The organism is Pseudomonas sp. MWU16-30316 (genome assembly GCF_020515645.1).
GTDB lineage: Bacteria > Pseudomonadota > Gammaproteobacteria > Pseudomonadales > Pseudomonadaceae > Aquipseudomonas > Aquipseudomonas cerasi.
The window spans coordinates 354243-372945 of the sequence record NZ_JAIZAZ010000004.1; the positions used below are offsets into that span (position 1 = coordinate 354243).

An 18703-nucleotide genomic window follows, 5' to 3' on the forward strand; every position below is an offset into this window, starting at 1 on the left:
TTAATTACAATCGACGCCGACCGCAGCAACCAAACCCGCTCTGCACGCCTATCACTGCCAAAGAAGGAGCCTATCGTGGCCATTCGCAAGTTTCAGGAGCACACCCCAGCCCTCGGCGAACGGGCCTTTGTCGATCATTCAGCGGTGGTTATCGGTGACGTCGAAATCGGCGCCGACAGCTCCGTCTGGCCGCTGACCGTGGTACGCGGCGACATGCACCGCATCCGCATCGGCGACCGTACCAGTGTGCAGGACGGCAGCGTGCTGCACATCACCCACGCCGGCCCATTCAACCCGGATGGTTTTCCGTTGATCATCGGCGATGACGTGACCATTGGCCACAAGGCCATGCTGCATGGCTGCACAATCGGCAATCGCATCCTGGTCGGAATGGGCACGACCATCATGGATGGCGCGGTAGTTGAAGACGAAGTCATCATCGGCGCAGGCAGCCTGGTACCGCCCGGTAAAGTGCTGGAAAGCGGCTTTCTGTACGTCGGCCGCCCGGTCAAACAGGTGCGTGCATTAACCGACAAGGAAATCGCCTTTTTTCCGTACAGCGCCACTAATTACGTGAAACTCAAGGATCAGCATCTGGCGGAGGGGTTTGATAAGGGTTGAGGCCCGCTATTAATACTGCGCTCTGCACTCAGTCGACCTTCTATTCTGGCCGAAGGCCTTAGGAGCGAGCCGGGCGACGCTTCGCTTGTTCGCGAAGACCGCGGTTCAAACGCCCATTGTGTGAGCGCTGTACCGACCTCTTCGTGAGCAAACTCACTCCCACGGAGAGTTCAAGGCATCAACGCCCGCAGCGCCGCCTTGCGCGCCTCGGCAGGCATCGCGCCCAGCTTCTCCACAGCCCGATAAAAGGCCTGCCAGTCGCCATTCACCTGCCTGAACAACGCCTCGAAAGCTGGCACCCATTGATCGTAAAGACCAAAAGGCAGCAGCTTGGCGTTGTTCATCGGGCTGTTGATCCAGGCATCGAAGCGCTTGTCGCCTGCCCATTGATCATCCCGCAACGCGCGGTAATCACGGCGCATCCGCTCGAATTCTTCAGCCTTGCGGGCGCGCATCACCTCGGCCGACAGCGGCTGGCGATACAACGCCTTGAGCCGCTCCCGGGTATCGAGCACCAACCGGGTAAACTGATCACGCCGCGCCGACTGCGAAACACTCTCCGGCGGTAATCCCCGCGCCGCACGCCATTGCCGCGTACCTTCCTGCTCGACGAAACTGGCGTAGGACTCGTTGAACTCCGTGTCGTCCTTCACGTAAAAACGCTGATGCGCCAACTCATGAAAAATCAGCGTGGCCAGACGCTCGTCGCCCCAGCCCATCATCGAACTGAGAATCGGATCATTGAACCAACCCAGCGTCGAATAGGCTTCCACGCCACTCAAATACACATCCTTGCCCGCCTGCCGCTGCAACGCCGCCTCACCACGCGCCCCGCCAGGGCTGTAATAACCGCGATACGCCACACACCCAGCGATTGGAAAACAGTGCGTGACCGGCTCCAGCGAGAACTCATCCGTCGCGAACACATTCCACACCACATAAGGCCGCCCCAGATCCGCGTACAGGCGGTAACTCTTGTTATCCGGCAGATGCAAATGCTCACTGGCAAACGTCCGAGCCAACTGCGACCGGGCCAGATGCTGGCGCAAACCTGCATCCCGAGTCGGGTCAGCCACGATCTTCTCCACCGGCTCACGTGCCTGCAGCAACTGCCACTGCCCCTGAGCCAACTGCCCGTAGTAGGAAACGCTGGAGCAGCCGGCAAGCAGCGTGACGGTCGTCAGCGCTGGCAGGTGTCGAAGGCGTGGCAGGGAGAATGTGGCCATGAAGGAAGTGCTTTGGTGGCTTGGGTACGGTGATGTTATGCAGGAGGGGAGTGGGGATGTGCAACTGTTATGAGGATTGAAGGTTACAGAGACTCAAACCACGGACGAGCTGGAACGCACCAAGCTGTGCGCCTGTGTAAAAAGCTATTTTCATTAGACACAAACAGAAAACCCACCGTGCAGGTGGGCTTTAGGTATTGCTATATCATCTGTCCGTGGGGGGAGGCATAAGCCAGCTAGGCCCTCGGCAAGTGGGCAGACTATAGGGAGATTTGCAGTTGTCGTCAATGTCAGGTTTAGAGGTCGCAAAGGCCATCAGATTGTCCATTTCCTCTGCCCGGATTTCGACGTATGAGAACGCAGCGCGCGCTGTGGGCCGGGGTCTTGATGAGGCCATCACTTTGTATGCCTGGAACGCCCTCGTCTCTGCAGCGTTCCTTACACCGCTACACCTGTGCGAGGTGATTGTTCGTAACGGTGTTGCAGACGCAATCGCTTCGGTTTACGGCCCCGAGTGGCCTTGGAGTCCCGGCTTCGAGCAAAGCTTGCCCAATGTTACAGGTCCGGTTTTCAAGCCAAAACAAGAGCTTGCAAGAGCCAGACAGAAATGTGGAACAACCGGGGCCGTTATTGCGGAGTTGAAATTCGTCTTTTGGGAAAAAATGTTCACAAAACGGTTTGAAGGCCGTATCTGGACTCCTTATCTATACCGCTTTTTTCCAAACCTCGAAAAGTGCTTCACTGTATCTGCCCACCGAGCAAAGATCGCGGCTGATCTCGAACAAATCCGATTGCTTCGAAATCGAATTGCTCATCATGAACCAATCTTTTCACGAAACCTGAGAAGCGATTTTGCCGTTATCCAACGCTTGACCGAAACACGCTGCGCAGTTTCTGCAGACTGGATGACTGGCCAACAGCAGGTCATGTCAACGGTTGCCACTAAACCTTTTTAAACAGAGGTACACCTCGGTGCCAAACCGTCTTCTGATACTGATAACCGCACTCACTCTAGCCACCCTCGCCGGATGCGCCGGCCCCTTGCCCACCGTCAATCCGGACATGGCGTGGGTCGACATGCGCACCATCACCGGCCAGTTGATCATGGGCGACAAGCTCGATGGCAAGAACACTTACGACGGCCGCTATTTTCAGGTGACGCCGGGCAGCCATGAGTTGCAGGTGCGTTATGACTACGAGTACCGCTCGGGCGGCATGGGGATGATCGGCGACGAGTACACCGAGATCACGTGTTACGTCAGTGTTCGTTACGACCACTTCGCTGCCGGGCAGCGTTATGTGCTGGAGGTACGCTCACTGGCGAACAGTGTCGATGCCTGGCTTTACGATGCAGAGCGCAAGGTGGTGGCCGAGGAGGAAGAAGAGGGCGGGGTGCACTGCATCTGATCAGCGACCGTTGAGCTGATAGATGATTTTTTTCGTACCGTTGTCGCAGCTGCCGACGATCATGCTGGGATCGGTGGCCTCTTCGTTGCCAACAATTTCCAGCGTGTAGGACGTGACGTTGTTGGCCTGGATCTTGGCTTCGATTTCAGCCTTTAGTTCTTCGCAGGATTTCGGTGCCGCCAGGGCGCTGGTTGCCAGCAGGGTGCAGGTCGCTGCCATAATAAAACGTTTCATGCTCGACTCCTGATCATAATCAAACCATGCGTCAACCAACGCATGACCGATGAAGCAAGCCAGCTTTATACAGCAGATACAGGAGCGCACAAGGCGCCCCCGCAAGGCTGGCTGTGAATCAGCTCAGCAATGTAGCGTCCAGGGTAATCTTCGCGTTCAGTACCTTGGAAACCGGGCAGCCTTCTTTGGCCTGCTTGGTCAACTCGTCGAACTTCTCCTGGGTCGCGCCTGGCACTTTGGCCTTGAGGGTCAAATGCACAGCGCTGATCGCGAAACCGCCTTTTACCTCATCCAGCGACACCTCAGCCTGAGTATCGATGCTTTCAGCAGTCAGGCCTGCACCGCCCAGGATCATGGACAACGCCATCGAGAAACAGCCTGCATGGGCTGCGCCGATCAGCTCTTCCGGGTTGGTGCCTTTGCCGCCTTCAAAACGTGCCTTGAAGCCGTAAGGCGCTTCGCGCAGCACTCCGGTTTCCGTGGAGATGCTGCCGATACCGCTTTTCAGATCACCTTCCCAGTGGGCGGATGCTTTCTTGACGATACTCATGGTGGCTCCTTTTGGAATGAATTTGGATCGTTGCTGTTACAGCATTCTGAGGATAGACGGCTCTGGAAAGTTCAACCGTCGGAAAGACCAACCATTTCAGTAGGTTTTTCTACACTGCCCATTGAAAAGCCGGACTTGCGCCCGCACTGCTGTTTCATCGTGGGCAGCTCCAGCAGCCGGCCCATCACAATTCGAGGAGCTACCCCGGCCTATGAAACGTTTGGCAGATGTAAAAATTTCCACCCTTGATCTGGTGCCGGTGCGCCACGACAAAGGGCCCGCCGATTCCCTGCGCAACTCGCTCAACCTTGCCCAGCATGTTGAAAAGCTGGGTTACAACCGCTTCTGGGTGGCCGAGCACCACAACATGGACGGCATCGCCAGTTCAGCGACCTCGGTGCTGCTCGCCTACCTGGCAGGCGGCACGTCGACCATTCGTGTCGGGGCTGGCGGGATCATGCTGCCCAACCACGCGCCGCTGGTGATTGCCGAGCAGTTCGGTACCCTGGCCAGCCTGTATCCCGGCCGCATCGACCTGGGACTGGGCCGCGCTCCGGGCTCCGACCAGATGACTGCGCGTGCCTTGCGCCGCGAGCGCTCCGGCAGTGCCGATGACTTTCCGGATGATGTCACCGAGCTGATGGAATACCTGGGGCCGCGCACGCCTGATCAAAAAGTGATCGCCGTACCCGGTTCAAACACCAACGTGCCGATCTGGCTGCTGGGCTCGAGCCTGTTCAGCGCCCAGCTGGCAGGCATGCGCGGCTTGCCGTATGCCTTCGCATCGCACTTTGCACCGCGTTACATGCACGAGGCGATTCGCGTGTATCGCAATCACTTCCAGCCATCGGAAGTGCTCGACAAGCCTTATGTGATGCTCGGGGTGCCCCTGTCGGCGGCCGACACGGACGAGCACGCCGAATACCTGGCGACGTCGGTCTATCAGCGCGTTCTGGCGTTGATGCGTGGGCACAGCCTGATGCAGCGCCCGCCTGTCGAGTCGATGGACGGTCTGTGGCTGCCACACGAGCGTGAAGCCGTATCAAGCTTCCTGGGTCTGGCGATGGTGGGTGGCCCGGAAAAGATTCGCGCCAAACTGGACGTGCTGCTCGAGCAGACCGACGCGGACGAGTTGCTCTTCACCTGCGACATGTACGAGCACGAAGACAGGCTGCGCTCTTACGAGATCCTGGCCCAGGTCGCGCACGGCTAAGCGACTTTCCGAATCGGAAAAAACCAGCCAGAAACAGCATCGCCCCGGACTAAATGACAGTCCGGGGCGATGCTGTTCGTGAAACCTGCAAACGGGATTGACCGGGCCAACCGGCCTGAGCCGGGCCTGGCTGGCAATCAACCGCGCTGGTAAACGATTTCCTTGGTGCCGCCTTCGCAGGTGCCGACGACTTGCTTGTCGGCCGCGCTGCCTTTCTCGACCACTTCCAGCGTGTAGGACGTTACGCCCTTCGCCTGGAGTCTTGCGTCGAGTTCACTTTTCAACTCTTCACATGGCTTGCCTGCCGCGAGGGCAGTGCCTGCAATGCTCAGCAAGCCTACAGCCAACAAAAACTTCTTCATGGGTAATCCCTCTCGTCCGGCCAAATGAAGACGCCATCAGAACAGGCGCCCATTGAAAATCCCCACGCTCACACAGCGAACGCGTGGCCACATTTGCGTGTAGCGCAGCTTATGGCAATCGGCCAGCCGAAAGGTTCAGATCACCCTCAGCTGTTGGTGATGCGGAAGCCCACTTTCAACGTCACCTGGAAGTGCGCGACTTTGCCGTTTTCGATATGGCCGCGGGTTTCGGTCACTTCAAACCATTCCATCAGGTCGAGGCTTTTGCTGGCTTCGGCCAGGGCATTGTTGATGGCGTCTTCGATGGTGGTCGTGGAAGAGCCTACGATTTCAACTTTCTTGTACGTGTGATGATCCGACATGGCAGTTCTCCTGAGGTCTGAAAAAGACGCGATATAGAGCGCGCTCCCTGCTTCTGTCAGGAGAAGGCGCGCAAAAGTTCAGACCTTTGCAAAATTCCCATCGCACTTTCCAAAAAGCCCGGAGTCCGAAACAACACGCCCACTCATCATTGCAGGAGAAACACCATGGCTACTACGTCACTTCGCAAAGCCTCGTTGCAGAGTATGGAAGCTGAAATCGAGAGCCTCCTGAAGTCCCTGGAGGGCCTGAAAGCCGACGCTACCGACGAGTCGCGCAAGACACTGAAGAATCTGAAAGCCAACGCTGAAAGCGCGCTGAGCCACTCGCGCAGCCTGCTCAGCGATGTCTACGAAGACGTCAAAGAGAAAACCCGCGAAAACGCACTGGCAACCCGTGACTACGCTCAGGAACACCCTTGGACCACCGCCGGCGTTGCGGTAGGTGCCATCGGCCTGATCGCTGCCTACATGCTGTTCAAGCGCGGTAACTGATCAGTTTTTGATCGGTTCCCCGGACCGCTTCAGCTCATTTTTTAACCACTGAGCAAGCTGCTGCGCTCGTCCATCGGCCGCACGTCTGGGTACCCAAAGCGCCAGCTGCGCCGGGGTTTCACTGAACCCCCAAGGCGCAGCCAGGCGACCGGCCTTCAGGTCATCGATGACCAGAGGCTCGGGCGCAATTGCAATGCCAAGGCCCGCCACGGCCGCCTCCAGCAAATAATACAAATGCTCGAAACCCTGCCCGTAACGCAATGACTGCGGATCGATGCCGTTCTGCTGCGCCCAGCTCGGCCACGCCTGCGGACGCGATGTGGTTTGCAGCAACGACTCTTCCAGCAACGCCTCGACTGGTGCATCGCACAGACGCTCGAATCGCGCGAAACGTGGGCTCAACACCGGTCCGATCCGCTCACTTGCCAGTTCGAAGACCTGCATGTCTGCCGGCCATGGCGGCTCGGCAAATATCAACAGGGCATCAAGACCTGGCCGACGCGGGTCAAGATCACCTTCACCTGCCGACAGGTGCAGACGCAGGTCCGGCAGCTCGGCATTCAGGCGACTCAAGCGCGGGATGAACCAGCGCGCCAGCAGGCTGCCGGAGCAACCCAACACGAACGGCGCATCTGCGCTGCCCTTGCTCAGTTCTGCACACACGCCGCGCAGCCGGTCGAACGCGTCGCCGCTGACATCGCGTAGGCGAATACCTGCATCTGTGAGTTTCAGGCCTCGTCCGTCCTTGCTGAACAGGCTTACACCCAGGTGTTCTTCAAGCACTTTCAATTGGCGACTGACAGCACCATGCGTCACGTTCAGCTGTTCGGCCGCTTGGCTGACACTGCCAAGCCGGGCAGTGCTTTCAAAGGCGCGCAATGCATTGAGGGGAGGGAGGTCGCGGCTCATGATCTGTGAGTTTTCCTGACAGGTTGCAGCGATCTTATCGGTTTTCATCCAGCCTTGCGCTGGTTAAAGTGGACCCATTGCCAATACGGCTCAACCCATTCGCCCAATACTGCAACTGGAGCACTTCATGACCCAGACCAATTTCCGCAGCGGCCCCGACGCCAATGGCCTGTTCGGCTCATTCGGCGGCCGCTACGTGGCTGAAACCCTTATGCCGCTGGTGCTAGACCTCAACCGCGAGTACGAAGCCGCCAAAGCCGACCCGGAATTCATCAAGGAGATGGCCTACTTCCAGCGCGATTACGTGGGCCGTCCAAACCCGCTGTACTTCGCCGAGCGCCTGACCGAGTTCTGTGGCGGCGCGAAAATCTACTTCAAGCGTGAAGAGCTCAATCACACCGGCGCGCACAAGATCAACAACTGCATCGGTCAGGTGCTGCTGGCCAAACGCATGGGCAAAAAACGCCTGATCGCGGAAACCGGCGCCGGCATGCACGGCGTTGCCACTGCTACCGTTGCTGCACGTTTCGGTCTGCCTTGCGTGATCTACATGGGTGCTACCGACATCGAGCGTCAGCAGGCCAACGTGTTCCGCATGAAGCTGCTGGGCGCTGAAATCGTTCCGGTCACTTCCGGCACCGGCACACTGAAAGATGCGATGAACGAAGCGCTGCGTGACTGGGTGACCAACGTCGACGACACCTTCTACCTGATCGGCACCGTGGCAGGCCCGCACCCTTACCCAGCGATGGTCCGTGACTTCCAGGCCATCATCGGCAAGGAAACCAAAGAGCAGATGCTGGAGAAGGAAGGTCGTCTGCCGGACAGCCTGGTCGCCTGTGTCGGCGGCGGTTCCAACGCCATGGGCCTGTTCCATCCGTTCCTGGATGACGCCAGCGTGGAAATCATCGGCGTTGAAGCGGGCGGTCACGGCGTCAGCACCGACAAGCACGCGGCCAGCCTGAACGGCGGCGTACCGGGCGTGCTGCACGGCAACCGTACCTACCTGCTGCAGGACGGCGACGGACAAATCACCGATGCGCACTCGATCTCTGCCGGTCTGGACTACCCAGGCATCGGCCCGGAACACGCATTCCTGCACGAAGTGAAGCGCGTCGAATACGTCAGCATCACCGATGACGAAGCGCTGGATGCTTTCCATCAGTGCTGCCTGCTCGAAGGCATCATCCCGGCGCTGGAAACTGCTCACGCCCTGGCCGAAGCCATGAAGCGCGCGACCAACCTGCGCGATGATCATCTGATGGTCGTGTGCCTGTCCGGGCGCGGCGACAAAGACATGCAAACCGTCATGAACCATATGGCAGCCGCCGAACACACTCAGGAGCAGCTGGTATGAGCCGTCTAGAACATCGTTTCGCCCAGCTTAAAACCGAAGGTCGTGCGGCGCTGGTCACCTTCATCACCGCCGGTGACCCTGGCTACGACACCTCGCTGAAAGTCCTGAAAGGCCTGCCTGCGGCGGGTGCTGACGTGATCGAGCTGGGTATGCCGTTCACCGATCCGATGGCCGACGGTGTGGCGATTCAGCTGGCGACCCTGCGTGCTCTGGACGCTGGCCAGACCCTGCAGAAAACCCTGCAGATGGTCAGCGAATTCCGTGTCGACGATCAGACCACGCCGATTGTGCTGATGGGTTACTACAACCCGATCCACCGCTTTGGCGTCGAAGCCTTTGTGGCGCAGGCAAAGGAAGCGGGTGTTGACGGTCTGATCATCGTTGACCTGCCTCCTGAGCACGACGCCGAGCTGGCGACTCCTGCACAGGCGTCCGGCATCGACTTCATCCGTCTGACTACGCCGACCACCGATGATGCGCGCCTGCCGCGCGTGCTGGAACGCAGTTCCGGGTTCGTTTACTACGTGTCGGTCGCCGGTGTGACCGGGGCTGGCTCGGCCACCACCGAGCACGTCACTGAAGCCATCGCTCGCTTGCGCCGCCACACCGATCTGCCGATCAGCGTCGGTTTCGGTATCCGCACACCCGAGCAGGCCGCGGCGATTGCGCGTCTGGCTGACGGCGTGGTCGTGGGCTCGGCGTTCGTCGACAAGATCGCCAGCGCCGAGTCGCCGGAGCATGCCGTCGACGGCGTGCTGACGCTGTGCGCGGCGCTGGCCGAGGGCGTACGTAGCGCTCGTCGCTGAGGGTAAAGTTTCTGATACAGAGGAATCAAAGCCTGAGCGGCGGCTCTATGTAGCAAGACGTAAGGGGTTCATGACCAGCGTCATGAACCCCTTTTTGCTGCATTGAGTGAAGCCGAGGAAACACCATGAAACTGCCAAACCGTTTTATCACCGGACTGGGTATCTTGATGATCAGCGCCAGTCCGCTGCTGCAAGCTGCACCACCGGATCAACGCGGTGATGGCCCGGACGACAATCGTGGCGTTCAACAGCCGGGGCCGCAGAGCAATGGCGGGCATAACGAGCGTGGCAATGACCGTGGACCGGGCAATGACAATGGCCGGGGTCCGGACAAAGGCCCGGCCAGCCAGCCAGGCAGACAGGCGCATCAGGACAACCGCGGCGGCAACCGCCCACCGCAGGATTTCGGCCCGGTACGCGAGACCTTCCAGCAACACCGCGACGTCATCGGCCGGGGCCAGCCACTGCCGCCTGGCGTACACATCGCCAAGGGCCGTCCGTTGCCCCCTGGTTACGGCAAACGCCTGGACAGCCGCTCGCTGCAATACCTGCCACATTATGACGGCTACGAATGGCGCCGCCTGGGCACCGACGTCGTACTGATCGCCGTGGGTTCTGGGATTGTTTACGCGATTCTGGATGGTGTGTTGAATTGATGGGTGCTGCTATGCGGAGCGTCAGACAAGGCACTCCCACGCTGGAGCGTGAGGAACGATAATCTCGACTATCGTGCGACGCTCCGCGTCGCATGCCGTTCTGGACGCTCCGCGTCCGATCTTGAGGGCAGCCCAGCGCAGAAACCAGCCCAGCTCAACCCTGCTTCTGGTTAACCCGCGCCAAAAACGTCATCAGCGCTCCCGACACAAAATCCGGGTTCTCCAGATTGGCGATATGCCCTGCCTCAGGCACCAGCACGTAAGGGCAGCCGATCAGGCTGGCCATCTCGCGGGTTTCTTCTGGCGGGCGCGGGATGTCCGCATCGCCACACATTACCAGCGTGGTGTCGGCATTCAGTTGTCCGATCAACCCGAGCCGGTCATCACGACCGAAAATCATCCTTCCCAGTGGTACGACGGACTGACGCAACTGCTCGGCATTCATGCTGGCAAGCGCTGCACGAAACGACGTGTACACAGGCGACTGCGGATCAATGCCGGGACGGAAGAAAATCGGTACGACGATATCCAGCAGCGGCTCAGGAAAGGTCCCGACCTCTTCCAGCTTGTCGAGCAACGAGAAGTAATAGGCTTTCTTGGCTTCGGTCTCTTTGCCCAGATAGGTGTCCATCAGCACCAGCCCCGTGATGCGCTCTGGCGCGAGCAGTGCAGCGATTGCGCCCCACATACCGCCGACCGACAGCCCGACGATGCTGCAACGCTCGATATTCAAATGATCCAGCAGCGCCAGCGCATGCCGCGCCAGGTCATCGAGGTTGCGAGTACCTTCGGGAAACCCGCTGGAATCTCCGTGCCCCCACAGATCCGGCACGATCACCCGATACTGGCTGGCCAGGGTATCAATCTGTGCACTCCACATCGCCTTGTCCCAGAGATAGCTGTGACCGAGCACTACCACCGGGCCCGTGCCCTGGTCGGAATAGTGAAGTGTCTTACCGTCGATGAGTAGATCCGGCATTTCTGATGATCCTCTGTTCTGGTCTTTCAGCATTCGGTTCAGGCAGCCTGGGGCAGGGCACCGATGATATTCACGCGTATGCATGACCATTTTGTTGATGTGCGCGCGGCGATGGACCGAGCGGTCACTTTTCAGCGGGGCAATGTTACACCGCAATCGACGGCAATGGCCTGCCCGCCAGCGAAACCCCGCTCAACGCCTGCTCGCTGGCCAGCCAGTCCACGAATTGCTGAACGATCTGCACGCGGCGTTTGCGCTGGGGCAGGACGACGTAATAGCCCTGGCCGGAAATCGCCGCGCCGGCGATAGGGCGACAGAGCAGGCCCTGATCGAGCAGGTCGTCGACCAAGTGCTTCCAGCCGATGGCGATGCCCTGTCCGCCGATGGCCGCCTGGATCAGCAGGGTGTAGTTGTCGAAGCGCAGTTGACCGGGCGCGGGGGCCTGAGGGATGTCCAGCGCGCGGAATACGCCCGCCCAGTCGAACCAGTGGTTGATGCTTTCGCCACGCAGGTGCAGGAGTGGAAAGTCGCGCAGCGCATCGTTGGGCAGCGGCGTCTGGCGCCCGGCGATCAGTTGCGGGCTGCACACCGGGAAGACCTCTTCGCTGAACAGCCAGTGGCTTTCGCCCTGTTTGAAGCGCCCGTCACCGAACAGCACCGCAACATCGATATCAGCACGTAACATGCTGTGGGTACGCTCGCTGGTGACCAGGCTGACGTCCACGTCCGGGTTAACCTTGTGGAAACGGTGCAGACGCGGCATCAGCCAGTAGGCGGCGAAGGCGAAGTCGGTCGCCACCTGAAGCACTTCGTGCTGGTGGTGTTCGGTAATGGCTGTCAATCCGCTGTCGATGGATTGCAGCCCGGCCTGCACATGGCTGAATAGCACTTCACCGGCGTCGGTCAATTCGATGCCACGGTAGATGCGGTCGAACAGACGGGTAGCGAGTTGCTCTTCGAGGCGCTTGATCTGCTGGCTGACAGCGGGCTGTGTCGTGCCCAGTTCGAGGGCTGCCGCTGTGAAGCTGCGCAAACGCGCCGCGACTTCAAATGCACGCATCAGATCGAGTGACACATCGCCGAAAGATTCAAACATTAGCTGGGCTTATCCTAGGTATTGCTGTGTATGGGCTTTACCCTGAAACGTATGGACTCCATCCTCATACCCGGCACTTTCGCATAACTTTTCACAATGGGATGCAGCGATTACATGAAGCGCAAAAATATTCTGTTCATCATGGCCGATCAAATGGCCGCGCCAATGTTGCCGTTTTACGCCCGGTCCCCGATTCTGATGCCGAACCTGAGCCGCATGGCCGCCAATGGCGTAGTGTTCGACTCGGCGTATTGCAACAGCCCCCTTTGCGCGCCGTCGCGCTTCACCCTGGTCAGCGGCCAGCTGCCGAGCAGGATCGGCGCGTACGACAACGCAGCTGACTTCCCGGCCGACATCCCTACTTATGCCCACTACCTGCGTGCGCTGGGCTACAAGACCGCCCTGGCAGGCAAGATGCATTTCTGCGGGCCGGACCAGTTGCATGGCTACGAAGAACGCCTGACCAGTGACATCTACCCGGCCGACTATGGCTGGTCAGTCAATTGGGACGAGCCGGATGTGCGGCCAAGCTGGTATCACAACATGTCATCGGTATTGCAGGCTGGTCCGTGCATTCGCACCAACCAGCTGGATTTCGATGAAGAGGTGCTGTTCAAGTCCCAGCAATATCTGTACGACCACGTGCGCCAGGACGGTGATGCGCCTTTCTGCCTGACCGTTTCCATGACTCATCCTCATGACCCGTACACCATTCCCAAGCCGTTCTGGGACCTGTACGCCGACGAAGAGATCCCGATGCCGCCGCCGCACGCCAATCAGGCCGCGCTGGACCCGCATTCGCAACGGCTGCTCAAGGTCTATGACCTGTGGGACAAGCCCATGCCGACCGACAAGATTCGTGATGCGCGCCGCGCCTACTTTGGCGCGTGCAGCTACATCGACCTCAACGTCGGCAAGCTGATGCAGACGCTCGATGAAGTCGGGCTGGCGGAAGACACCATCGTGGTGTTCTCCGGCGATCACGGCGACATGCTGGGCGAGAAGGGCCTCTGGTACAAAATGCACTGGTTCGAAATGGCCGCGCGCGTGCCGCTGGTGGTGTACGCGCCGGGCCAGTTCAAACCGGGACGGGTCAGTGCGTCGGTGTCGACTGCCGACCTGCTGCCGACCTTCGTCGAAATGGCCAGCGGCAAACTGGACGCCGGTTTGCCACTGGACGGACGTTCGCTGATGCCGCATTTGAAACGCAAGGGCGGGCACGACGAGGTGTTCGGTGAATACATGGCCGAAGGCACCACCAGCCCGCTGATGATGATCCGTCGTGGCGCGTACAAATTTATCTATTCGGAACAGGACCCGTGCCTGCTGTTCGATGTGAAGAAGGACCCGAAAGAGCAGAAGGACCTGAGCCAGTCACCCGCCCATGAAAAGCTGTTCAATGACTTCCTGGCCGAAGCTCGGGCCAAGTGGGACATCCCGGCGATACACCAACAGGTGCTCGCCAGTCAGCGCAGAAGGCGCTTCGTCGCCAAATCGCTGGCAACCGGCAAGCTGAAGAGTTGGGATCACCAGCCACTGGTCGACGCCAGTCAGCAGTACATGCGCAACCACATTGATCTGGACGATCTGGAGCGCAAGGCACGTTTTCCGCAACCTTGACCCTGCCCACACCAAAAAAACCAAAGGGGTACATCAATGAAGAAGTTATCCACAGCCGTTGCGGTCGCGGTCATGACCTTGGGTAGCCTGGCAGCGCAGGCGGAGGACGCCAGTTGCAGCACCGTGAAGATGGCCGATCCCGGCTGGAGTGACATTGCGGCCACCAACGCCATTACCAGCGTGGTCCTTGAGGGCCTGGGCTACACGCCCAAGGTCGATACCCTGGCCGTGCCGATTGCCTACGGCGGTTTGAAAGACGGCAAGCTGGATGTGTTTCTGGGTAACTGGATGCCGGCGCAGCAGGGCTTTTACGACAAGTTCGTGGCCACCGGAGATGTGACGCAACTGGCGAAAAACCTGGAGGGCACCGAATTCACCCTGGCCGTACCGGATTACGTCTGGGAAGCCGGTGTGCATAACTTTGCCGACCTGAACAAATTCGCTGACAAGTTCGACAAGAAGATCTACGGCATCGGTTCCGGTGCGCCTGCCAACCTGTCGTTGCAGGAGATCATCAAGAAGAACGAATTCGACCTGGGCAAATGGAAGCTGGTGGAATCCAGCGAGACTGCGATGCTCGCCGAGGTCAATCGCAACGTGAAGAAAAAAGCCTTTGTGGTGTTCCTCGGCTGGACGCCGCACCCGATGAACGTGCAGATCAAGGGCATGCACTACCTCAAGGGCGGCGAGAAATATTTCGGCGACACCGGCTCGGTCTTTACACTGACCCGCAAGGGTTATGCTCAAGCCTGCCCGAACGTCGGCAAGCTGCTGACCAATCTGAGCTTCACCCTGGACATGGAAAACAGCATCATGGCCGAAGTGGTCAACAAGAAGGTCAGCAACAGCGAGGCGGCGAAAGCCTGGATCAAGGCCAACCCGGCGGTGCTGGACAAGTGGCTGGAGGGCGTACAGACCGCTGATGGCAAGGACGGTCTGGCGGCGGTGAAGGCCAGGTTGTAAGCGTAAAGCCTTGAGTGCGCTGCGTGACGAAGGTCTGTGACGCGGAGCGTCACCCAAGGCATTCCCACGCTGGAGCGTGAGGAACGACAGGCGTCCGACTATCGTGCCCATGCTCCACGTGCCGTTCTGGGCGCTCTGCGTCCTCTACGTTCAATTCAACCGAGGGACCGATGCGCTGGCTCAATCGCCATAAATTCCTACCCTTTCTCGCCTGGCTGCCGCAGCAGAATCGCGCCAGCGTCGGGCGTGACGCGCTAGTGGGCCTGAGTGGCGCCATTCTGGCACTGCCGCAATCCATCGCTTACGCACTGATCGCCGGGCTGCCCCCTGAGTACGGCCTCTACGCTGCGATTGTTCCAGTCCTCGTGGCCTGTCTGTGGGGATCGTCCTGGCACCTGATCTGCGGGCCGACTGCGGCTATCTCCATCGTGCTGTACGCCAGTGTCAGTCCGCTCGCCGTCCCGGCCAGTCAGGACTACATCATGTTGATCCTGCTGCTGACCTTCATCGCTGGCGTATTTCAGTTGTTGCTGGGGATGATGCGCTTCGGTGCACTGGTAAATTTCGTTTCGCACTCGGTGGTGCTGGGTTTCACGCTGGGCGCTGCGGTGGTGATTGCGCTGGGGCAGATGCCCAATCTGCTGGGCATTGATCTGCCGAGTCAGACCACCGCGCTCAAAAGCATGAGCGCCGTGCTCGAGCATCTGCGTGAGGTCGATCTGTCTTCGCTGATGCTCGGTCTGTTGACCCTGGCGCTGGGTATCGGACTCAAGCTTCTCGTGCCTCGCTGGCCGACGCTGTTGATCGCACTGGGGTCGAGCAGCCTGCTGGTGTGGCTGTGGCCGGCGATGTTCGGCCATGTCCGTGTGGTCAGCGCCTTCGTCGGCCATCTGCCGCCCTTCAGCCCGTTGCCGCTGGATCTCGAACTGATCCTCAAGCTGCTGCCGACCGCCGTGGCGGTGGGCATGCTCGGGCTGGTCAACAGCCTGTCGATTGCTCGCTCGCTATCAGCTCGTTCGCAGCAGATGCTCAATGCCAATCAGGAAGTGCGTGCCCAGGGGCTGTCGAACATGGTCGGCTCGCTGTTCTCCGGCTACCTGTCAGCCGGGTCTTTTACCCGTGCGGCATTGAGTTACGAGGCAGGTGCGCGCTCGCCGTTGGCGGGGGTGTTTTCCGCGCTATGGGTAGCGTTGTTCGCGGTCGCCGGTGCCTCGTTGATATCGCACATTCCGATCCCGGCCATGGCCGCCTCAATTCTGCTGATCTGTTGGGGGCTGGTGGATCGCCGAGGCATTCGTGCGCTGTTCCGCGTCAGCCGCGCCGAGTTTTTCGTGATGGCGCTGACCTGTCTGGCCACCCTGCTGCTGGAGCTGCAAACCGCGATCTACGCCGGTGTACTGGCCTCGCTGTTTTTCTACCTCAAGCGCACCTCGCAACCGCGTGTCCAGCAATGGCGCGAGGGCGACGAGGAGGTCCTGCGGGTCGGCGGATCGATCTTCTTCGGCGCCAGCCACTACCTGCAAACCCGCCTGCAACGTACCGAAGGTGTGCGAGTGGTGATCGATGCGCAGCAGATCAACTTCATCGATTACTCAGGCGTGGAGATGCTTCATCAGGAAGCCAGACGTCTGGGCCGGCAGGGCAGAGTGCTGGTCCTGCGCAATGCCAGGCCGCAAGTGATCGAGGAACTGCACAAGCTGGAAGGGGCGGAGAAGTGCCCGATTCTGTTTGAGGATTGAGCCATGAATCATCGTCGCGATGCTCTGCGTTCTACAAAGGTTCTGATGAGCCCGTAGATTTGGCTTCTGCCCGGAGGGCGTGGGAGCGAACTTGTTCGCGAAAGGGCAGGTATAATCGCCGAAAATACATCATCTGAAATACCGCCTTCGCGAACAAGTTCGCTCCCACGGCCTTCGGCCAGAATCAAAAGCGGACTTGTGTATAACTCGGAGCATTGGCACGATAGTCCGCAGATAGCCGATCAACCCGCAGCCAGCAATCTGCGCAACTCAGCCAGCACCGGAGCCGATTCCGGACGCACACCGCGCCACAGCAGGAAGGCTTCTGCGGCCTGCTCGGCCAGCATGCCCAGACCATCCACCGCCTGCGCCGCGCCGTGTTCGGTGGCCCAACGGCAAAAAGCAGTGGGTTCGTTGCTGTACATCATGTCGTAGCAGAAGGTCACTCCCGGCTGGATGAGGCTGGGCGCAATCGGTGGCAACTCTCCGGCCAGGCTGGCCGAGGTGGCGTTGATGATCACGTCCACCGACTCTTCAAGCCAGTCGTAGCTGCTGGCGAATACCGGCCCGAGGTCGGCAAACTCCTGCGCCAGTCGTTCGGCTTTCTCGACCGTACGATTGGCGATCACCAAGGCAGCGGGCTGTTGCGCAAGCAACGGCTCCAGCGCACCACGCACCGCACCGCCTGCGCCCAGCAACAGAATGCGCTGACCACGCAGGCTGCGACCGCAATTGACCGTCAGATCACGTACCAGCCCGGCACCGTCAGTGTTATCACCCAGCAGGGTTCCGTCGTCGAGCTTGCTCAGGGTGTTGACCGCCCCGGCGCGCTGCGCACGCTGGGTCAGACTGTCGGCAAGGCGCCAGGCTTCTTCCTTGAACGGCACAGTAACGTTGGCACCGCGCCCGACCTGGAAAAACGCCTGGGCGAACGCGGTGAAATCGTTCAGCGGTGCCAGCGAGGTCTGGTAATCCAGCGTTTGCCCGGTTTGCTCGGCAAACAGGCGATGAATCAACGGCGACTTGCTGTGGCCGATGGGATTACCGAAGACGACGTACTGGTCCATGTGTGTTCCTGATCTGTTTGCGTGTGCAGCACCTTGCGGCGGTGAATCGGCTCAGTTTTCGGCCAGCCAGTCCCGATCAGTGAGGAAGTATTCGGTCAGACGCGCCTCTTCGCTGCCCGGCGCGGCCTTCCAGTCATAACCCCAACGCACTTGCGGCGGCAGCGACATGAGGATCGATTCGGTACGCCCACCCGATTGCAGACCGAACAACGTGCCGCGGTCATACACCAGGTTGAACTCGACGTAGCGACCACGACGGAATTCCTGAAACTCACGCTGCTGCACGGTATAGGCCGCCGCCTTGCGACGCCGCACGATCGGCAGATACGCATTGATGAACGCATCACCGATAGCACGAATGAACGCGAAACTGGTGTCGAAATCCCACTGGTTCACGTCATCGAAAAACAGACCTCCGATGCCGCGCGGTTCATCGCGATGCTTGAGGTGGAAGTAACTGTCGCACCAGGCCTTGTAACGCGGGTAGACATCCTCACCGAAGGGCGCACAGGCGCGCTCGGCGACCCGGTGCCAGTGCACGCAGTCTTCCTCGACGCCGTAATAGGGCGTTAGGTCGAAACCGCCACCGAACCACCAGACGGCCTCTTCACCTTCTTTCTCGGCAATGAAGAAGCGCACGTTGGCGTGGGAGGTCGGCACGTGCGGGTTATGCGGATGGATCACCAGCGAAACGCCCAGCGCCTCGAAACCACGCCCGGCCAGTTCAGGCCGATGAGCGCTGGCAGACGGCGGCAGATTGCTGCCGAAAACATGGGAAAAATTGACACCGCCTTTCTCGATGACCGTGCCATTCTCGATCACCCGCGTGCGACCACCGCCGCCCGCCGGACGCGTCCAGGCATCTTCCATGAAGTGTGCGCTGCCATCTTCCTGTTCAAGCGCAGTGCAGATACGGTCTTGCAGGTCGAGCAGGTAGGCTTTTACGGCCTCGGTACGGGTACTCATGAGGATCCCTTACGGCTGACGTCAAACGGCTGAGCCCTCGCAGCAAAAGAGGCGCAGGCAAATTGGCGCGTAGCATAC

Annotated in this window: 21 protein-coding genes; 11 read left to right on the forward strand and 10 right to left on the reverse strand. The window is 59.7% G+C overall.

Going from position 1 to position 18703, the window contains the following annotated elements:
* Positions 1-75 precede the first annotated feature (75 nt).
* The gene (locus LCH65_RS16310) at positions 76-621 is read left to right on the forward strand and encodes a gamma carbonic anhydrase family protein (RefSeq protein ID WP_226439621.1); all 546 of its coding nucleotides are present in this window, start codon (positions 76-78) and stop codon (positions 619-621) included.
* Between the two features lie 170 nt (positions 622-791).
* On the opposite strand, the gene LCH65_RS16315 is transcribed toward LCH65_RS16310, so the two are convergent.
* Complete coding sequence (locus tag LCH65_RS16315; protein ID WP_122267134.1) at positions 792-1847, reverse strand: aminopeptidase; 1056 nt, start codon at positions 1845-1847, stop codon at positions 792-794.
* A gap of 287 nt (positions 1848-2134) precedes the next feature.
* Here LCH65_RS16315 and LCH65_RS16320 point away from each other — a divergent pair, with 287 nt between their 5' ends.
* Positions 2135-2803 carry a hypothetical protein gene (locus tag LCH65_RS16320; protein ID WP_060708466.1) on the forward strand — a complete coding sequence of 223 codons (669 nt, stop codon included), beginning with the start codon at positions 2135-2137 and terminating at the stop codon, positions 2801-2803.
* Between the two features lie 85 nt (positions 2804-2888).
* Positions 2889-3254 carry a hypothetical protein gene (locus LCH65_RS16325; protein ID WP_161429428.1) on the forward strand — a complete coding sequence of 122 codons (366 nt, stop codon included), beginning with the start codon at positions 2889-2891 and terminating at the stop codon, positions 3252-3254.
* On the opposite strand, the gene LCH65_RS16330 is transcribed toward LCH65_RS16325, so the two are convergent.
* The gene (locus LCH65_RS16330; RefSeq protein WP_003367761.1) at positions 3255-3488 is read right to left on the reverse strand and encodes a DUF1161 domain-containing protein; all 234 of its coding nucleotides are present in this window, start codon (positions 3486-3488) and stop codon (positions 3255-3257) included.
* 118 nt (positions 3489-3606) lie between these two features.
* The gene (locus LCH65_RS16335; protein ID WP_003367763.1) at positions 3607-4038 is read right to left on the reverse strand and encodes an OsmC family protein; all 432 of its coding nucleotides are present in this window, start codon (positions 4036-4038) and stop codon (positions 3607-3609) included.
* Positions 4039-4249: 211 nt separating this feature from the next.
* On the opposite strand from LCH65_RS16335, the gene LCH65_RS16340 reads away from it, so the two are divergent.
* Complete coding sequence (locus LCH65_RS16340; RefSeq protein WP_226439622.1) at positions 4250-5251, forward strand: LLM class flavin-dependent oxidoreductase; 1002 nt, start codon at positions 4250-4252, stop codon at positions 5249-5251.
* 137 nt (positions 5252-5388) lie between these two features.
* On the opposite strand, the gene LCH65_RS16345 is transcribed toward LCH65_RS16340, so the two are convergent.
* Both LCH65_RS16345 and LCH65_RS16350 read right to left on the reverse strand, forming a co-directional pair.
* Entirely contained in the window at positions 5389-5613 is a 225-nt protein-coding gene (locus LCH65_RS16345; protein WP_003318454.1) for a DUF1161 domain-containing protein, read from the reverse strand.
* 146 nt (positions 5614-5759) lie between these two features.
* Positions 5760-5975 (reverse strand): dodecin, encoded by a 216-nt coding sequence (locus LCH65_RS16350; RefSeq protein WP_003318455.1) that lies wholly within the window; start codon positions 5973-5975, stop codon positions 5760-5762.
* A gap of 165 nt (positions 5976-6140) precedes the next feature.
* Here LCH65_RS16350 and LCH65_RS16355 point away from each other — a divergent pair, with 165 nt between their 5' ends.
* Positions 6141-6467 carry a DUF883 family protein gene (locus tag LCH65_RS16355; RefSeq protein WP_003318456.1) on the forward strand — a complete coding sequence of 109 codons (327 nt, stop codon included), beginning with the start codon at positions 6141-6143 and terminating at the stop codon, positions 6465-6467.
* Here the strand turns inward: LCH65_RS16355 and LCH65_RS16360 are convergent, their stop codons facing one another.
* Positions 6468-7424, reverse strand: coding sequence for a LysR family transcriptional regulator (locus tag LCH65_RS16360; RefSeq protein WP_044309654.1), 957 nt, complete (start codon positions 7422-7424; stop codon positions 6468-6470).
* A 79-nt stretch (positions 7425-7503) separates the two neighbouring features.
* On the opposite strand from LCH65_RS16360, the gene trpB reads away from it, so the two are divergent.
* From trpB to LCH65_RS16375, 3 genes are all read left to right on the forward strand, one after another.
* The gene (gene trpB / locus LCH65_RS16365) at positions 7504-8733 is read left to right on the forward strand and encodes a tryptophan synthase subunit beta (RefSeq protein ID WP_003367769.1); all 1230 of its coding nucleotides are present in this window, start codon (positions 7504-7506) and stop codon (positions 8731-8733) included.
* Positions 8730-9539, forward strand: a complete 810-nt coding sequence (gene trpA / locus LCH65_RS16370) for a tryptophan synthase subunit alpha (protein ID WP_003432715.1) — start codon at positions 8730-8732, stop codon at positions 9537-9539. The genes trpB and trpA overlap by 4 nt, the downstream gene beginning before the upstream one ends.
* A 125-nt stretch (positions 9540-9664) precedes the next feature.
* Complete coding sequence (locus tag LCH65_RS16375) at positions 9665-10195, forward strand: anti-virulence regulator CigR family protein (protein WP_044309652.1); 531 nt, start codon at positions 9665-9667, stop codon at positions 10193-10195.
* A gap of 154 nt (positions 10196-10349) precedes the next feature.
* On the opposite strand, the gene LCH65_RS16380 is transcribed toward LCH65_RS16375, so the two are convergent.
* Entirely contained in the window at positions 10350-11174 is an 825-nt protein-coding gene (locus tag LCH65_RS16380) for an alpha/beta fold hydrolase (protein WP_054082300.1), read from the reverse strand.
* Between the two features lie 145 nt (positions 11175-11319).
* On the reverse strand, positions 11320-12270 hold the full coding sequence (locus LCH65_RS16385; protein WP_226439623.1) for a LysR family transcriptional regulator: 951 nt from the start codon (positions 12268-12270) through the stop codon (positions 11320-11322).
* Between the two features lie 114 nt (positions 12271-12384).
* Here LCH65_RS16385 and betC point away from each other — a divergent pair, with 114 nt between their 5' ends.
* The 3 genes from betC to LCH65_RS16400 all read left to right on the forward strand — a co-directional run bounded on the left by betC (position 12385) and on the right by LCH65_RS16400 (position 16592).
* On the forward strand, positions 12385-13890 hold the full coding sequence (gene betC / locus LCH65_RS16390) for a choline-sulfatase (RefSeq protein WP_054082298.1): 1506 nt from the start codon (positions 12385-12387) through the stop codon (positions 13888-13890).
* A gap of 36 nt (positions 13891-13926) precedes the next feature.
* The gene (locus LCH65_RS16395) at positions 13927-14853 is read left to right on the forward strand and encodes a choline ABC transporter substrate-binding protein (protein ID WP_054082297.1); all 927 of its coding nucleotides are present in this window, start codon (positions 13927-13929) and stop codon (positions 14851-14853) included.
* 170 nt (positions 14854-15023) lie between these two features.
* Positions 15024-16592, forward strand: coding sequence for a SulP family inorganic anion transporter (locus LCH65_RS16400; protein WP_226439624.1), 1569 nt, complete (start codon positions 15024-15026; stop codon positions 16590-16592).
* A 242-nt stretch (positions 16593-16834) separates the two neighbouring features.
* Here LCH65_RS16400 and aroE read toward each other — a convergent pair whose 3' ends face one another.
* Both aroE and hemF read right to left on the reverse strand, forming a co-directional pair.
* The gene (aroE, locus tag LCH65_RS16405; protein ID WP_044309647.1) at positions 16835-17659 is read right to left on the reverse strand and encodes a shikimate dehydrogenase; all 825 of its coding nucleotides are present in this window, start codon (positions 17657-17659) and stop codon (positions 16835-16837) included.
* A gap of 51 nt (positions 17660-17710) precedes the next feature.
* Positions 17711-18625: an oxygen-dependent coproporphyrinogen oxidase gene (gene hemF, locus LCH65_RS16410; RefSeq protein WP_003401477.1), complete on the reverse strand. Its 915-nt coding sequence runs from the start codon at positions 18623-18625 to the stop codon at positions 17711-17713.
* Between the last annotated feature and the right edge of the window lie 78 nt (positions 18626-18703).

Bases quoted from the DNA above. Each gene is read 5' to 3' on its own strand.
- hemF (WP_003401477.1), bottom strand. From the start codon at position 18,625: ATGAGTACCCGTACCGAGGCCGTAAAAGCCTACCTGCTCGACCTGCAA.
- LCH65_RS16345 (WP_003318454.1), bottom strand. From the start codon at position 5,613: ATGAAGAAGTTTTTGTTGGCTGTAGGCTTGCTGAGCATTGCAGGCACT.
- LCH65_RS16355 (WP_003318456.1), top strand. From the start codon at position 6,141: ATGGCTACTACGTCACTTCGCAAAGCCTCGTTGCAGAGTATGGAAGCT.
- LCH65_RS16330 (WP_003367761.1), bottom strand. From the start codon at position 3,488: ATGAAACGTTTTATTATGGCAGCGACCTGCACCCTGCTGGCAACCAGC.
- trpB (WP_003367769.1), top strand. From the start codon at position 7,504: ATGACCCAGACCAATTTCCGCAGCGGCCCCGACGCCAATGGCCTGTTC.
- LCH65_RS16360 (WP_044309654.1), bottom strand. From the start codon at position 7,424: ATGAAAACCGATAAGATCGCTGCAACCTGTCAGGAAAACTCACAGATC.
- LCH65_RS16340 (WP_226439622.1), top strand. From the start codon at position 4,250: ATGAAACGTTTGGCAGATGTAAAAATTTCCACCCTTGATCTGGTGCCG.
- LCH65_RS16385 (WP_226439623.1), bottom strand. From the start codon at position 12,270: ATGTTTGAATCTTTCGGCGATGTGTCACTCGATCTGATGCGTGCATTT.
- aroE (WP_044309647.1), bottom strand. From the start codon at position 17,659: ATGGACCAGTACGTCGTCTTCGGTAATCCCATCGGCCACAGCAAGTCG.
- LCH65_RS16395 (WP_054082297.1), top strand. From the start codon at position 13,927: ATGAAGAAGTTATCCACAGCCGTTGCGGTCGCGGTCATGACCTTGGGT.
- LCH65_RS16315 (WP_122267134.1), bottom strand. From the start codon at position 1,847: ATGGCCACATTCTCCCTGCCACGCCTTCGACACCTGCCAGCGCTGACG.
- LCH65_RS16335 (WP_003367763.1), bottom strand. From the start codon at position 4,038: ATGAGTATCGTCAAGAAAGCATCCGCCCACTGGGAAGGTGATCTGAAA.
- LCH65_RS16375 (WP_044309652.1), top strand. From the start codon at position 9,665: ATGAAACTGCCAAACCGTTTTATCACCGGACTGGGTATCTTGATGATC.
- LCH65_RS16350 (WP_003318455.1), bottom strand. From the start codon at position 5,975: ATGTCGGATCATCACACGTACAAGAAAGTTGAAATCGTAGGCTCTTCC.
- LCH65_RS16380 (WP_054082300.1), bottom strand. From the start codon at position 11,174: ATGCCGGATCTACTCATCGACGGTAAGACACTTCACTATTCCGACCAG.
- LCH65_RS16400 (WP_226439624.1), top strand. From the start codon at position 15,024: ATGCGCTGGCTCAATCGCCATAAATTCCTACCCTTTCTCGCCTGGCTG.
- trpA (WP_003432715.1), top strand. From the start codon at position 8,730: ATGAGCCGTCTAGAACATCGTTTCGCCCAGCTTAAAACCGAAGGTCGT.
- LCH65_RS16320 (WP_060708466.1), top strand. From the start codon at position 2,135: ATGTCAGGTTTAGAGGTCGCAAAGGCCATCAGATTGTCCATTTCCTCT.
- betC (WP_054082298.1), top strand. From the start codon at position 12,385: ATGAAGCGCAAAAATATTCTGTTCATCATGGCCGATCAAATGGCCGCG.